Annotated in this window: 15 protein-coding genes; 11 read left to right on the plus strand and 4 right to left on the minus strand. The window is 35.1% G+C overall.

All coding sequences use genetic code 11. The annotated features are described in order from the left end of the window. The first annotated feature begins 3 nt into the window (after positions 1 to 3). Genes BELBA_RS04540 through BELBA_RS04550 form a run of 3 tightly spaced genes read left to right on the plus strand, consistent with a single transcriptional unit; the run spans position 4 to position 2,983 of the window. On the plus strand, positions 4 to 1,167 hold the full coding sequence (locus BELBA_RS04540) for a glycosyltransferase family 4 protein (RefSeq protein ID WP_014771580.1): 1,164 nt from the start codon (positions 4 to 6) through the stop codon (positions 1,165 to 1,167). Positions 1,168 to 1,225: 58 nt separating this feature from the next. Continuing rightward, positions 1,226 to 1,840, plus strand: a complete 615-nt coding sequence (locus BELBA_RS04545; protein WP_041779227.1) for a glycosyltransferase — start codon at positions 1,226 to 1,228, stop codon at positions 1,838 to 1,840. A 12-nt stretch (positions 1,841 to 1,852) separates the two neighbouring features. Beyond that, entirely contained in the window at positions 1,853 to 2,983 is a 1,131-nt protein-coding gene (locus BELBA_RS04550) for a DUF1972 domain-containing protein (RefSeq protein ID WP_014771581.1), read from the plus strand. Between the two features lie 213 nt (positions 2,984 to 3,196). Here the strand turns inward: BELBA_RS04550 and BELBA_RS20315 are convergent, their stop codons facing one another. Further along, the gene (locus BELBA_RS20315; RefSeq protein WP_041779228.1) at positions 3,197 to 3,388 is read right to left on the minus strand and encodes a GxxExxY protein; all 192 of its coding nucleotides are present in this window, start codon (positions 3,386 to 3,388) and stop codon (positions 3,197 to 3,199) included. A 144-nt stretch (positions 3,389 to 3,532) separates the two neighbouring features. On the opposite strand from BELBA_RS20315, the gene BELBA_RS04560 reads away from it, so the two are divergent. Continuing rightward, on the plus strand, positions 3,533 to 3,913 hold the full coding sequence (locus BELBA_RS04560; protein WP_014771582.1) for a RidA family protein: 381 nt from the start codon (positions 3,533 to 3,535) through the stop codon (positions 3,911 to 3,913). 23 nt (positions 3,914 to 3,936) lie between these two features. Here the strand turns inward: BELBA_RS04560 and BELBA_RS04565 are convergent, their stop codons facing one another. Further along, complete coding sequence (locus BELBA_RS04565; protein ID WP_041779229.1) at positions 3,937 to 4,395, minus strand: DUF2867 domain-containing protein; 459 nt, start codon at positions 4,393 to 4,395, stop codon at positions 3,937 to 3,939. A gap of 33 nt (positions 4,396 to 4,428) precedes the next feature. Between BELBA_RS04565 and BELBA_RS04570 the strand changes: the two genes are divergently transcribed. The 7 genes from BELBA_RS04570 to BELBA_RS04600 all read left to right on the plus strand — a co-directional run bounded on the left by BELBA_RS04570 (position 4,429) and on the right by BELBA_RS04600 (position 11,248). Next, positions 4,429 to 4,938 (plus strand): hypothetical protein, encoded by a 510-nt coding sequence (locus tag BELBA_RS04570; protein ID WP_245531134.1) that lies wholly within the window; start codon positions 4,429 to 4,431, stop codon positions 4,936 to 4,938. Between the two features lie 79 nt (positions 4,939 to 5,017). Then, positions 5,018 to 6,418, plus strand: coding sequence for a class II fumarate hydratase (gene fumC / locus BELBA_RS04575; protein ID WP_014771584.1), 1,401 nt, complete (start codon positions 5,018 to 5,020; stop codon positions 6,416 to 6,418). A 29-nt stretch (positions 6,419 to 6,447) separates the two neighbouring features. Then, positions 6,448 to 6,765: a hypothetical protein gene (locus tag BELBA_RS04580; RefSeq protein WP_014771585.1), complete on the plus strand. Its 318-nt coding sequence runs from the start codon at positions 6,448 to 6,450 to the stop codon at positions 6,763 to 6,765. A gap of 355 nt (positions 6,766 to 7,120) precedes the next feature. Further along, positions 7,121 to 7,882 carry a UbiA family prenyltransferase gene (locus BELBA_RS04585; protein WP_245531163.1) on the plus strand — a complete coding sequence of 254 codons (762 nt, stop codon included), beginning with the start codon at positions 7,121 to 7,123 and terminating at the stop codon, positions 7,880 to 7,882. Between the two features lie 136 nt (positions 7,883 to 8,018). Further along, positions 8,019 to 9,830 (plus strand): ligand-binding sensor domain-containing protein, encoded by a 1,812-nt coding sequence (locus BELBA_RS04590; protein ID WP_157466056.1) that lies wholly within the window; start codon positions 8,019 to 8,021, stop codon positions 9,828 to 9,830. A gap of 20 nt (positions 9,831 to 9,850) precedes the next feature. Next, positions 9,851 to 10,723, plus strand: a complete 873-nt coding sequence (locus BELBA_RS04595) for a response regulator transcription factor (protein WP_014771588.1) — start codon at positions 9,851 to 9,853, stop codon at positions 10,721 to 10,723. Between the two features lie 165 nt (positions 10,724 to 10,888). Continuing rightward, on the plus strand, positions 10,889 to 11,248 hold the full coding sequence (locus tag BELBA_RS04600) for a hypothetical protein (protein WP_014771589.1): 360 nt from the start codon (positions 10,889 to 10,891) through the stop codon (positions 11,246 to 11,248). A 914-nt stretch (positions 11,249 to 12,162) separates the two neighbouring features. Here the strand turns inward: BELBA_RS04600 and mtgA are convergent. Together mtgA and BELBA_RS04610 are read right to left on the minus strand one after the other, a co-directional pair. Beyond that, positions 12,163 to 12,858, minus strand: coding sequence for a monofunctional biosynthetic peptidoglycan transglycosylase (gene mtgA, locus BELBA_RS04605; protein WP_014771590.1), 696 nt, complete (start codon positions 12,856 to 12,858; stop codon positions 12,163 to 12,165). Between the two features lie 10 nt (positions 12,859 to 12,868). Continuing rightward, positions 12,869 to 13,687, minus strand: coding sequence for a class I SAM-dependent methyltransferase (locus BELBA_RS04610; RefSeq protein WP_041779233.1), 819 nt, complete (start codon positions 13,685 to 13,687; stop codon positions 12,869 to 12,871). Positions 13,688 to 13,723 lie beyond the last annotated feature (36 nt).

The raw sequence follows: 13,723 nt of genomic DNA on the forward strand, positions 1-13,723 counted from the left end.
TCCATGAAAGAAAGAAATCAAAGGGTATTAATGCTTCATAGTTCTTCAGATCTTTATGGTGCTAGCAAAATGTTTTTACTTTCAATTACTGCCCTTAAAAACAAAGGATTCCAAACAGTTGTAGTACTTTCAGAAGACGGTCCTTTGGTAGAAGAAATTGCAAAACTAGGTTCGGAAGTACATATTCAAAAACTAGGAATCCTTCGAAGAAAGTATTTTAATTTTTCAGGTTTAATCAATCGAATAAATACAATTACAGCAGCAAAACGATACTTATCCACATTGGTTAAGGAGAGAAAAATCGACCTGATTTACTCCAACACTTCAGCTGTTTTAGTTGGTGGCTGGGTTGCTAAACAAAACCATATTCCACACATTACCCATCTTCATGAAATCATCCAATCACCAAATTGGTTGAGAATATTTTTAGGCAAGATTATCAATAAAAATTCTAAGAAAGTTATTGTTGTCTCGCAAGCGGTCAAAGACAATTGGGTTGATCAGATTGATTCAAAAAAAATGTCTTTGGTCTACAATGGTATTGATAATGATCAATATCAAATTATCAATAAAGATATCTTTGGTGACTTACCTGAATATATCGCAGGCAAAGTATTGATAGGAATGATTGCAAGAGTAAATCAGTGGAAAGGGCAAAGTTATTTCATTGAAATCGCTCAAGTACTTTCTCGAAACTTTGATAATTTACATTTTGTGATAGTGGGAGATGCTTTTCCTGGAACGGAACACTTTATTGATGAACTGAATGAAACAATAAGTAAATCAGAAATCAAAGATAAAATAAGCTATTTGGGCTATAGGAAAGATATTCCTGAAATTTTGAAGACATTAGACATTTTTATTCTCCCTTCTATACTTCCAGATCCATTGCCCACAACTATATTGGAAGCAATGGCTTCTGGTAAACCGGTGATCGCCACCAATCATGGAGGAGCAAGAGAGATGGTGATCAATGGAGAAACAGGTTTGTTAATTCCGCATGATAATGCGAATCAAGCTGCTTTAATCATTCAAGAATTAATAGAAAATAAAGAGAAAAGAATAGCAATGGGTATTTCAGGGCAAAAAAGAATCAAAGAACATTTTTCTATTGAAGCCTATTTGGAAAACTTTTCTGCGGAAGTTTCAGCTCTTGTTTCTCAATGACACAAATTTCTAAATTCAATTAAGACCACTATATTTAACATTCAATAATTACCCCTTCATGAAAGAAAATCAAAAAGAACATACAACCCAAAGAAAACCTTATAAAATAGACTATCGCCCATTCGTAGAACCGGAACTTGATGCTAGATATTATTTACAGCTGCCGCCAGACAAAGAAATTTTGACGATGATGGCGCCATTAAAAGCTGGGTTTGGACATTTTTTCTTTTTGAAAGTAGCAACTCGAGTTTCTGAAATTTTTCCTAATACTCATTTTTTGATTGTAAGTGAAGAAGTAGATATCAACTTTGAAAAAGAATTAAAATCAAAAAAATCTGAACTGGGATTGAAAGGAAAGTTGGACATTGTAAAAACTAAGAAGGATATTCCAGATGCACTGAAAGCTTCAAATCTATTTTTTCAACCGGAAACTGAAGCTACGGATCCTTCGATGGTTCTTTTGAAAGCAATGGCCACAGGATTACCAGTGATCAGTACAAAAAGTGAAACTGCAGAAATGATCATAATAGAGAATGAAACAGGCTTTTTGGTCAACAAAGATGATTTGGAAAATACGGTAGAGAAAATCAGCATTATTATCAATGACCAATCTTTAGCCAAAAAAATGGGAAAATCAGGTCAGGAAAGAGTTATTCAACATTTTAGTATCTAAGAAAGTAAAGAAATGTCTTACCCATCGTCCAACAAAAAATTAAAAGTAGCGATCCTAGGCGCAAAGGGTTATCCCTATGTTTATGGTGGTTACGATACTTTGGTCAAAGAACTTGGAGAAAGACTTCAAAAGAAAGGTGTAGAAGTTACTGTCTATTGTCATAGAGCACTTTTTAAAGACAGACCACCTTATGTCAATGGAATTAAATTGGTGTACACACCTGCCATTGAAAAGAAAAGCTTAACTCAGCTGACGCATTCTTTTGTTTCTATGCTGCACGCATGTTTTTCTGATGTTGATGTGATTTTTGTTTTGAATTCAGGCAATGGTCCTTTTGGCGTTTTTTCCAAAATTTTCAGAAAACCAACAGCCATCAATGTCGATGGATTGGAATGGTTGAGACCAAAATGGAAAGGATTAGGGGCTAAATATTTCTTTTGGTCATCAAAACTAGCCACAAAACTCTATGATCAAATAATTAATGATTCTGATGAAATGCAGCGAATCTATCAAGAGTTGTTTCAAGCCAATTCTAAAGTAATTGCATATGGAGCTAATCCTGCCCTAAGTTCGGATGCGACAAAAATTAAGAAGTGGAATTTAGAAAAAGAAGGCTACTTTCTTATCGTTGGCAGGCTAGTTCCTGACAACAATGCGGATATCATTATTCAAGGTTTTGCCAAATCAAGCTCAAAAAGGAAGTTGGTTATCGTGGGAGATGTTCCCTATCAGGATGATTATGTGGATAACTTACGGAAAATTCAAGATGAACGCTTAATATTCACAGGTTATGTAACTGATCCAGAGGAGCTAAAGGCACTTTATCACAATTGCTATGGATACTTTCATGGTCATGAATATGGAGGTACAAACCCGGCCATGCTGAAAGCTTTAGGCTATGGTTGTGCTATTTTAGCCCTGAACACCGTATTCAATCAAGAAATGTTGCAAAACGGGAAACATGGCTGGTATTTTGAGAAAAGTAGCAATTCGGTGAGAGAAATTGTGGATAAGTCTGAAAATTCTCCAGAAGAAATGAAGATTTTAAGAGAAACCTCCCGCTCCGGCCTTACCCAAAAATACAACTGGGACCACGTCACCGATCAGTATTTGGAGGTCTTCTTAACCCTAGCTAAAAAGTGAGCTCACGCAGATTACACGGATTTCGCAGATTTTTTAAAATTTATTTTTGTTAAACCCATCTATGGCTCTTTAACAACAATTTTTAGCAAATTCCTCTATTTTTTTCTAAATATTGATTACGCGCTGATCCTCCCTAGGGGATGAAAGTGCATGGGTTTCACAGATTTTTTTGTTTTGATTTGTGATTCAATAATTTTTGGTTGGTTGGAAGGACTATTTTGAATTGATTATTCTAATTAAATTGTACTTATCAAGCGATTTTGAATTAAAATTTACCAGAAAGCCCAGTTCCTTTTTTGCAATTTTCAAATACGTAAGAACTTGTTTTGAATGGACTGGGGCAAGAATATTATGCACATTGAAGCAAGCTTTCCTTATCAAATAACTCTTTTCATTGATATCCATAAAAAATCATTATTTAAAAATTATGATTATGATTAAATTTAAAAAATATTGTAAAAAACTCAAACTAAATAATTTCGAACAATCTAATAAATCAAAAAATTAATTTAAAATCTGCGAAATCCGCGTAATCTGCGAGAGACATTTATGGAAAAAGAAATCATTTATACATCAGAAGCACCTGCACCGATTGGGCCGTATAGTCAGGCAGTGAAAGCTGGAAATACACTTTATATTTCTGGACAAATTGCACTAGATGCAGAAACAGGAGACTTGATCAATGAAAATATCACTGAAGAAACTCACGCTGTGATGAAAAACTTAGAAGCTGTCCTGAGGCAAGCTGGGTATGGATTCGAAAATGTGGCGAAGTGCACCATTTTTATCAAAGATATGGGTCAGTTTGCTACAATCAACGATGCATATGGCCAATATTTCAAAGTTAATCCACCTGCAAGAGAAACTGTGGAAGTCAGCAGACTCCCTAAAGATGTTAATGTGGAAATCTCCTGCATCGCCGTAAAATAAATTTCAAAAGGTGGCTCGCTGAGTCACCTTTTGTATTTGATGATGGCGCGAAACATCCCATTGAACATCAAATAATGAATTGGTTTTACCATGAACCAATAGACGCGTCCGTAATTTCCACTGGGTTGAAATTCCACTTTTTGGATGAATTGGCTTCCGATGATTTCAAAAGTTATCCACACGCTACCCGGCAACTTCATCTCAGCTTCCATTTTCAGGGTTTTTTTAGAGTTATCCACATGTATCACTCTCCAGAAATCTACCTGATCACCAACTTCAAGATTTCCAATAGGACGTCCCTTACGATAGCCAACCCCTCCAAAAACACGATCTATCAAACCTCTAATTTTCCATAGAGCCGTTCCAAAATACCAGCCTCTTTCACCACCTATATCACAGATATTTTCCCAAATCTGATTTTCCCTCCCCGCTACAGATTCTTTCCATACTTCAGTAAAAGTCTCTCTTTGGTTTGACGACATACTTCTTCATTTTATGAACTCTAAAAACTAATTTTGATACAACGAAGTTTAGACCTTATGCCATTTTTCCCTCATCAAAGCGAAATTTTAGTCTCTCCTCAAAGTAAAGCAGAGGTGATGAGTAATCTGGGAAAAGTGACTAAAAACATGAATTTTCTAGCTTATAATGCTTTGAAGCAAAATACACATCTTTTTAATGGTTTAATCAAAGAAAATAGCTTTAGTATTTCCCTTGTCATCGATAGAGCGGATAGCTTTCTCCCTTTGATAAAAGGAAAAATTGAAGACACCCCAATGGGATCAATTCTTTTTCTTTCTTATTCATTATTTCCAAGTTCAGCATTCTTTCTTGGATTTTGGAATGTAGTCTCATTGTTGTTAAGTCTATTTTTTGGATTGATTAATGAAAAATACATGTATGCAGTAATTTGCTTGGGTTTTGCATTCTTAAATTATGGATTTGCGTGGGCGCATTTCAAAAGGAAAATCAAAATCTCTCAGGAAGTATTTCATCAAATTTTGGAAACGAAAAAGACCGAATAACAAATAATTTATATGGATTGTGGAACGCAGGTCTTAATTTAGCATCTTGAAAAATAAAACTCTTAAATCTAACAATACGATGAGCATCAGAATAGAAAAAGATACCATGGGGCCTGTGGAAGTTCCTGCGGACAAATATTGGGGCGCACAGACTCAGAGGTCGATCAATAATTTTAAAATTGGAGGTGAGCGAAATCGCATGCCTATCGAGATTATCAGAGCCTTTGCCATTTTGAAAAAATCAGCAGCATTCACAAATGCTGAATTGGGTGTTTTGGCTCAGGATAAAGCAGAAATTATCGCTAAAGTTTGTGATGAAATTTTAGCAGGTCAGCATGATGATCAATTTCCATTGGTTATCTGGCAAACTGGTTCTGGCACGCAGTCAAATATGAATTCTAATGAAGTCATTGCTTACAGAGCGCATGTTTTGTTAGGTGGATCGCTGGAGGATGAAAAGAAAAAAATCCATCCGAATGACGATGTGAATAAGTCTCAGTCTTCCAATGACACTTTCCCAACAGCCATGCATATCGCAGCGTACAAAATGGTTTTGGAGACGACTATTCCTGGAGTTGAGAAATTGAGAGATACGCTGAAAGCAAAATCAGAAAAATTCATGAATGTGGTTAAAATTGGCAGAACACACTTTATGGATGCCACACCACTTACTTTGGGACAGGAATTTTCTGGTTACGTTGCACAGCTTGATCATGGATTGAGAGCATTGAAAAACACACTTTCTCATCTTTCTGAATTAGCATTGGGAGGCACCGCAGTTGGAACAGGCTTAAATACCCCAAAAGGATATTCGGAATTGGTTGCGAAGAAAATCGCTGAATTCTCAGGACAGCCCATGGTTACTGCACCAAATAAATTTGAAGCTTTAGCAGCCCATGATGCAATTGTTGAATCCCACGGGGCTTTGAAGCAACTTGCAGTAAGCTTGATGAAAATTGCGAATGACATCAGAATGCTTTCTTCAGGACCAAGATCAGGAATTGGAGAAATTTTAATTCCAGAAAACGAGCCAGGATCATCCATCATGCCTGGAAAAGTAAATCCAACGCAAGTAGAAGCGATTACTATGGTCGCTGCACAGGTTATGGGCAATGATGTTGCAATATCAGTTGGTGGCTCAAATGGACACTTTGAATTGAACGTTTTCAAACCAATGATGATTGCCAATTTCCTTCAATCGGCGAGACTTCTAGGAGATGCGGCAGTTTCATTCAATGACAACTGTGCGATTGGAATTGAACCTAATACGCCATTTATCAAACAACACTTAGAAAATTCTTTGATGCTTGTGACAGCATTAAATCCACATATCGGTTATGAAAATGCTGCTGCGATCGCTAAAAAAGCGCACAAAGAAGGCATAAGCCTAAGAGAAGCTGCGATCGCTTTAGGATTGCTGACCAACGAACAATTTGATGAATGGGTAAAACCTGAAGACATGATTGGTAGTTTGAAATAAATAAATTAAATCAGGTTAAAATTTAGGGTATGAAAAAAGTTATCAACACATTATTTATAGCAGCTATGCTGACAAGTTTTACAGCTACTGCTTCATTTGCAGCAAAAGATAAAGACAAAGAAGCAAAAGAAATCTCTGCCGAAGATCTCAAAAGGTTAGAGGAAATCGATGCCAGAGTTTTGGAAATCAAGGAAATGGATTTCAAAGAAATGAGCAAAGCAGAACGAAAAGAAATCAGAATGGAGCTCAAGGAACTGAAAAGAGAAGCAAATGAAAGAAACAATGGTGTTTACATTTCTACTGGAGCGCTAATTATTATTTTGATCTTGTTGATCATTTTGCTCTAAGGATTTTAAATTTATCCTAGCAAAAAAGAGAATCAATCATTTTAGTTGACTGATTCTCTTTTTTCATTTTGATATTTCCTTATGGTACAATTCCGAATTTGTATACCCACTTTCTCACTGTGAGTGCCACAATTAATTGGATTTAGTATCATTTGACACACTGATAACTGATTATCTGATCACCAACAACTCCTCTCCGTTTCATTTCAAACTGTTTAAATTTCATAGAGTTAGAGCTTCGGTTAATCATTTTTTCAAAAATCAATAGTAGATTTGAGAAGTGAAAGCAATCAAAAATCTTTATAATTACTTCAATTTTCTATCATTTGACGTTGTCTTGGGAGCCATTTCTGGGATGTTGTTTTTTGCACATCTATTGCGATTAACTCTCCCTTTTGAAGTCATTTTATTACTGGGTTTGACGGTTTGGATCATTTACACACTAGATCATTTGATGGATGTCAAAAAAGCAAATCACCAACCTAATTCTCCAAGGCACTACTTTCATTTTCAAAACAAAAAGTCACTGCAAATTGTATTAGTCATTATTTTTTTGATAGTTATTTCATTATTGATAAGCTTATCAACTCTTCACTTTTTGCTTATTCCAGGGGTTGTGCTCGCTGCAATTATAACCTGCTGTCTGTCTTTAGTATATTTTTTCGGAAAAAAAATTGCTTATATGAAGGAATTTCTAATTGCTGCATTCTATGTTTTAGGAATTACACTTGCTCCTTTAGCCTTTGATGAAAATTCAGTTCCAAAACCTTTTTATGGACTAGCTTTTCTTTATTTTATCATTGCTTGGGTGAATTTGCTCATACTATCCTATTTAGATAAAGATTCAGATGAAAAAGATGGGTTTGATTCAGTAATCAAATGGGTGGCACCAAAAAAACTGAAAAAGATGATTTTTGGGCTGGCAATTTTCGGAGTAGCTTTTTCTTTTTACTTATTTATAAGTCTGATGTCCTATTTTCATATATACACAGCAATCTTACTGCTGATGCAGTTGATACACATGATTTATTTTTTGGATGAAAAAAAACCAAAAGAAATAACTAGAAAAATTTTAGAAGCAAGTTTTCTCTTGCCATTTATTGTTCTATTATTTTAAGTCTGATTGATGATTTTCAAATAGTTAGAATTAATTTGGATCCTTTGAACATTTCAGGTTATTTCTACTTAAATTACTGTGGTTTTCAGGTTAAGGCACTTTAAATTTTTAGTAAAGTGTAATTCTTTGGTAAGTATTGAAAAAAGTAATGAGAGGATTGATGCAGTTTTTACATGTAATGAAATGGTTTGTTTCTTTTTTACTGTTGTTTGTTTTTTATGAAGGACAAGCTCAGTCAAACAATATTGCTTTAGGGATTTGGCAAAATCAAGATCGTAAAGAAGAAATGTACCTAAGCGAAAAGTGGAATTTACAAAATGGGCTTCCTGTAAATAACATCAATCAAATGTATCAAACCCCCGATGGATTCATTTGGTCAGCGACTTTCAATGGCCTATTACGATTTGATGGGGTAAACTTTAAACTTTATGATGTAAGCAATACGCCTGACTTGCCATCTAATAGAATCACCACAATCACAGCTGGACAAGGAAATAGCTTTTGGTTGACCACTGAACAACACCACCTGATTCATTTTGATAAAGGAAATTTCACTGTTTTCGAAGGGATTTTGAATGCCCAAGAATTACAAATAATTGTAGATGGAGATTCTTTGACTTGGGTATTGGCAAAAAACAGAGTGAATCAATTTGATCATCAAAGCAAAAAACTTGAACCTTTAATCCCCAAGTTTTCAAAAGAAAAAGAAGCCACTAGCCTTTTAAGATTAAGGAATGGATCTCTTCTTATTGGTTTCGGAGAAGAAGGAAAAGTCCTCAAAACAAAATTTCCCTACATAGAATTTGACACCGTTCAAACATTTAATAAAGGCAAAACAAGCATTCTCTTTGAAGATACTAAAGGACGTATTTGGGGCGCACACAACAGAATCAATTATTCAACAGGAGAAAGTGTTATGGGTTTTACTAATGAACAATCCATATATTCTGGATGGTCTAAGGTACCTGCATTATATCACGCAATTGAAGAAGACGACAATAATAATATCTGGGTAAGTTCAGAAACTGGCTTATACAAAGCCACAGATGAAAAGTTGGAGTACATTTATAAAAAGCCATTTTCTTTCGCTCCAGATATCAGTGTCTGGAGAGGAGCGACGATGACAAAGTGCAAAGATGGTGCTGTTTGGAATATTCAAGACAATAAAGTTTTTAGAAATGGAGAATTACAGTTCCAAACTGAAGAGCTTGCTAGCTGTATTTTATGTGATTTGGAGGACAATATTTGGGTGGGTGTCCTGAGGACTGGAATCCAAAGGTATAGATTGTCATTGATAGAGAGTCTTGTAGTTGAGGATTTTGGAAACAATTTTTATGGCGTGTATGAAGATTCATCAGATAGAATATGGTTTGGGTCTTGGGTTGACGGAATGCACTATCTGACAAAGGATGGACAGGTCGTCTCATTTCCATTTGGAAGAGGAAAGGGTGCTTTGGCTTCTTTTCTTGAAGGGTCAGACGGAACGCTTTATGTGGGAAGGTTGAAAAATAATCAAAACACTTCATTAAAATCAGAAGGCCCTAAGGTTTTTGAAGAAATTCAGGGCTTAAACGAAAGTGTTTTTGCTATTCAAGAAAGTAGAGATGGTACTATTTGGTTTGGGGATAAATTCGGCCTTCATCGTCTCAAAAATGGTGAAACTGCTGTAGATCCCATTAAATTTTCTGATGAGATGGTAGATTTTCCTGTGAGATTTATTTTAGAATCTAAGGATAATATACTTTGGATGGCGACTAATGGAGGAGGAATCCGAAAGTTTAATTATGAAACTGGAGATTTTAAAGTTTATGATATTTCAGATGGCTTGTCAAGTGACAATGTCAGGGGATTGATGGAAGATCAAAAAGGAAATATTTGGATTGCCACGGAAGATAAGGGACTAAATAGATTAAACCCTAATACAGAAGAAATTGTGATGGATGCCTAGATACAAATGAATCAGGTACTTTGCATGCATTGCATGTATCATCAAGTACGGAGTTAATCAAAAATGAAAAATACTTTGGACAAGTTCATTCCAATAATTTCAAAGCTGAATTGCCCAATATTCTCATTGTAGATGATAATAAAGATATCCGTCAATATGTAATCAATCACCTTTCTGAAGAATACAACATTACAGAAGCTATTTCTGGAAATGCCGCTTTGGAAAATCTCGAATATTCAATTCCAGATTTGATTATTACGGACGTAATGATGCCCGATGGAGATGGTTTTTTCTTACTCAATACAATAAGAAACAATCCCGAGTGGGCATTTTTGCCAGTTATCTTTCTTACAGCAAAAAATCAAGTAGAAGACAAACTTCAGGCATTAGAAATTGGAGCCGATGCATTTTTGCCAAAACCTTTTGAAATGGATGAATTAATCGGAATCATCAGGCATCAATTTATGCTAAGAAAAAGGTTGAAAGCCTTTTACTCAAATTCTGAATCCTTAGAAACAAATTATGTATTTGGTTTTGAACACGCCACACTTGAGTCTAATGAGGAAAGTTATCTCAAATCATTATTCGAGATAATTCAGGAAAACCTTTCTGATGAAAAATTTTCCATAGAATCTCTTGCAGAAAAAATGAATCAAAGTAGGTCAAATCTTTATCGAAAAGTATTCGCGCTGACCAAAGAAACTCCAAGCAACTTACTAAAGCGAGTTCGGCTAGAAAGAAGTGCCATTTTATTAGAATCAAGAGCGGGAACAGTCAGTGAAATTGCTTACTCCTGTGGGTTCAACAGTATCGCACATTTCTCAAAAATTTTTAAAGAAAAGTATGGCAAATCTCCATCTGAATACATAAATAGCTTTATTCAAGAAAAATAGGACGATTTTTTTTATTTTGAATCAATTCAACAAATCATTGCAACCTCAGAACAATTCTATTTAAGTGTTCTATTATACTTTTGAATTCTAGTAAAGCTTACTTAATTGTTTTGGGAAGCAGAGGCATTGTCTCTGCCTCCTTTCATTTGTCTAAACGAATTCTATATGAAATCAATTTCTGACAAACGTAAAGATGGTTCTTCTGAATATGTCAGAAAGGAGGTGGATTTTTTATTTGAAATGGCTCCTTCAGAACATTCAAGATTCACAGAATCTGCTAAAGGATACCGAGTTTTAATTGTTTTGAAAAGTCAGGATGAAATTGAAAAGCAAAAGTCCTATTTCAATAAAGTTTTGGGAAATGCCATTACACTTCATGTTATTCATGCACCACAATTTTTAGGTAATTCTTACACAGCTCATTTTGATTTAATTATTTTTCAAAATCAAAGTAATAAATCTGTTCATTGCTTTGATGCAGAAGTATTGATCCCCAATGGAACATCAGAAAATTTTAAAAGTTAGTTTTTCAAGTCTCCCAACGCAGAAAAAATTCACCATATACTTCAGGAGCTCAATACCAACACCTAGTTTATATATGCTGTAAAGTTTCAAAATTTAATTTTTTAACCTGAATTCTGTCTACATCATAAAATTTTATTCAAAGCAATCCAATGTAATACCTTATATTATTTCTTAGCTGAACATCTGCTAAGAAGTCATTTCCATATTATTAAAATTCACGGAAAATCAAAAGCCTTAATTATCATTTATCTAATAAAATAAGTTAAAAATTAATTTTAATGTAAACTTTTATCTATTTTATTGAATAAATTTTAATGAACGGAATGTTTTATTAACTTTGAAATATCAAACAAAGACAAAAGGTCAGAAAATTTGATAAACAACTTGTAGGATGTTGAAATTGGCAGACATGCCCTCCTGTCTCGAGGGTGGAGATTCTAGGATAAAGCGAATATCGAGCTCGTATTTTTGCCTAACTACTCCGTGGAGGTTCGAATCCTTCTCCTACAGCCAAGTTTTAGAAGTGTAAGACTTTTAAAAATTAAAGTTTGAAAATATTATACTGTAGGATGTTGAAACTGGCAGACATGCCCTCCTGTCTCGGGGGTGGGGTTCCGGAATAAAGCAAATATCGAGCTCGTGTTTTGCCTAACCGTCCCGTGGAGGTTCGAATCCTTCTCCTACAGCTGGTTATTTTGGGTTTATTGTTAATTGACTAAAGCTGTGAAACTTTGTTTCGCGGCTTTTTTATTTTTATTTGGTTTTACTCTTATTATCAGTAGTCAAACAAAATTTTTATTTCAATGTCTTTTAATGAATTGATAACTGATCGACTAATTCAGCGATAACAATTGGCCGCATTAATTTAAGTGCTAAATCTTCTTACATGGTCAATTACGGTTAAATATTTTTTATCACTTCCCAAAGCCTACAGGCTCTAAATTATTCATATTTCTTAAAATCCAAGCTTGCCTCCCATAAATGTAGCCTGTCGGTCGTGAAGGGGTCCATCTTCTTGGGTTTGGAAGTGTCGCAGCAATCAATGCAGCTTCATTTCTGCTAAGATTTCCTGCTGATTTTTTGAAAAAAACATCAGCAGCAGCTTCTGCACCATAGATTCCCTCGCCCATTTCTATCACGTTGAGATAGACTTCCATAATTCTTTCTTTGCCCCAGATAAATTCAATCAAAATAGTAAAATAAGCTTCAAGTCCTTTTCGAACTAAGTTTCTTCCGGGCCATAAAAAAACATTTTTGGCAGTTTGTTGAGAGATGGTACTAGCCCCCTTTATTCGCTTCCCTTGTTTATTTCCTTCCCAGGCCTTTTTCATTGCCTCAAGATCAAATCCATTGTGATTCATGAATTTTTGATCTTCTGCTGCTACTACTGCTTGTGGAAGATGCTTAGAAATATTATCAATAGATTCCCAGTTCTTATAGAGTCGAACTTCTTTTTTATCATCTAAACTTTGTTCCCAAACACGAATAAGCATCAATGGAGTAACTGGTACCGGCACAAATTTATAGACCACAGTCAAACCTATTGAGATAATGAAAAACCACATGACCAATTTGGCTAAGATTAAAAAGACTTTTTTGAATATTTTCATAGTTAAAATTTTAGGCAAAAGCCGTAGCCTGTATAAATCTGTAGTAAAATATAGAATCCTTTCTCTCACTTAACTCATCCATAGCAGTCTGCATGGCTTTGATTTGAACTTCAGTAACCAAACCCTCCTCCAAAAGTAGTGGTGCACCACTACTCATTAAGTTTTTCCAGTAATCGAAAACAGTCCTTTTATCAAGAGGATTTCTTCTATCAAGGTGAAACCCGCCTGATCTAATTGAAATATTCTTATATCCCGCTTCCTCCAAAAGATCTCCTAATCTAGCACCCACCTGTGGGTCTCCTCCGATAGATACTTGATAGTCATTATATATTTTCCAATAATCCATAATTGCAGGAACGAGTGGATAAGTGTAGAAAGTAGCATTGAAAACTTCTGTAATCACGACCTTTGCATCTATGTCAAGGAATGGCTTCATACTTTGCAAAACGCGAAGAGGTTCTGCAATATGCTCGAGCACCCAACAGATAAATACAGCATCAAATTTCCCATTGAGTTTTAGGTTTCTTGCATCTTGATTCAAAAACTCTACTTTTGATTCATCGAAGCCTAGATTTTGCAAGTTTTCCTTTGCTTTGGCGATTTGACGATTCTCGTATTCCACACAGGTAATGTGTAGGTTTGGAAAATATCGAAGTAAGATTTCTGTCTGAGCACCAACACCACTACCGATTTCCAAAAGTTTTTTGTTGGAAGAAAAATCAATGAAATCATAAATTGGTTTTTCGATCACATGAGCTTGATGTCTAAGCCTTTCCTGCTCAGTTTCTAAGTAACCGTGAATATATTTGGAAGTTGTATTTTGACTCATGGACATGACTAATGGAAAGCAAATTAAGCTGAAATT

Origin of the sequence: Belliella baltica DSM 15883 (genome assembly GCF_000265405.1) — a bacterium.
GTDB lineage: Bacteria > Bacteroidota > Bacteroidia > Cytophagales > Cyclobacteriaceae > Belliella > Belliella baltica.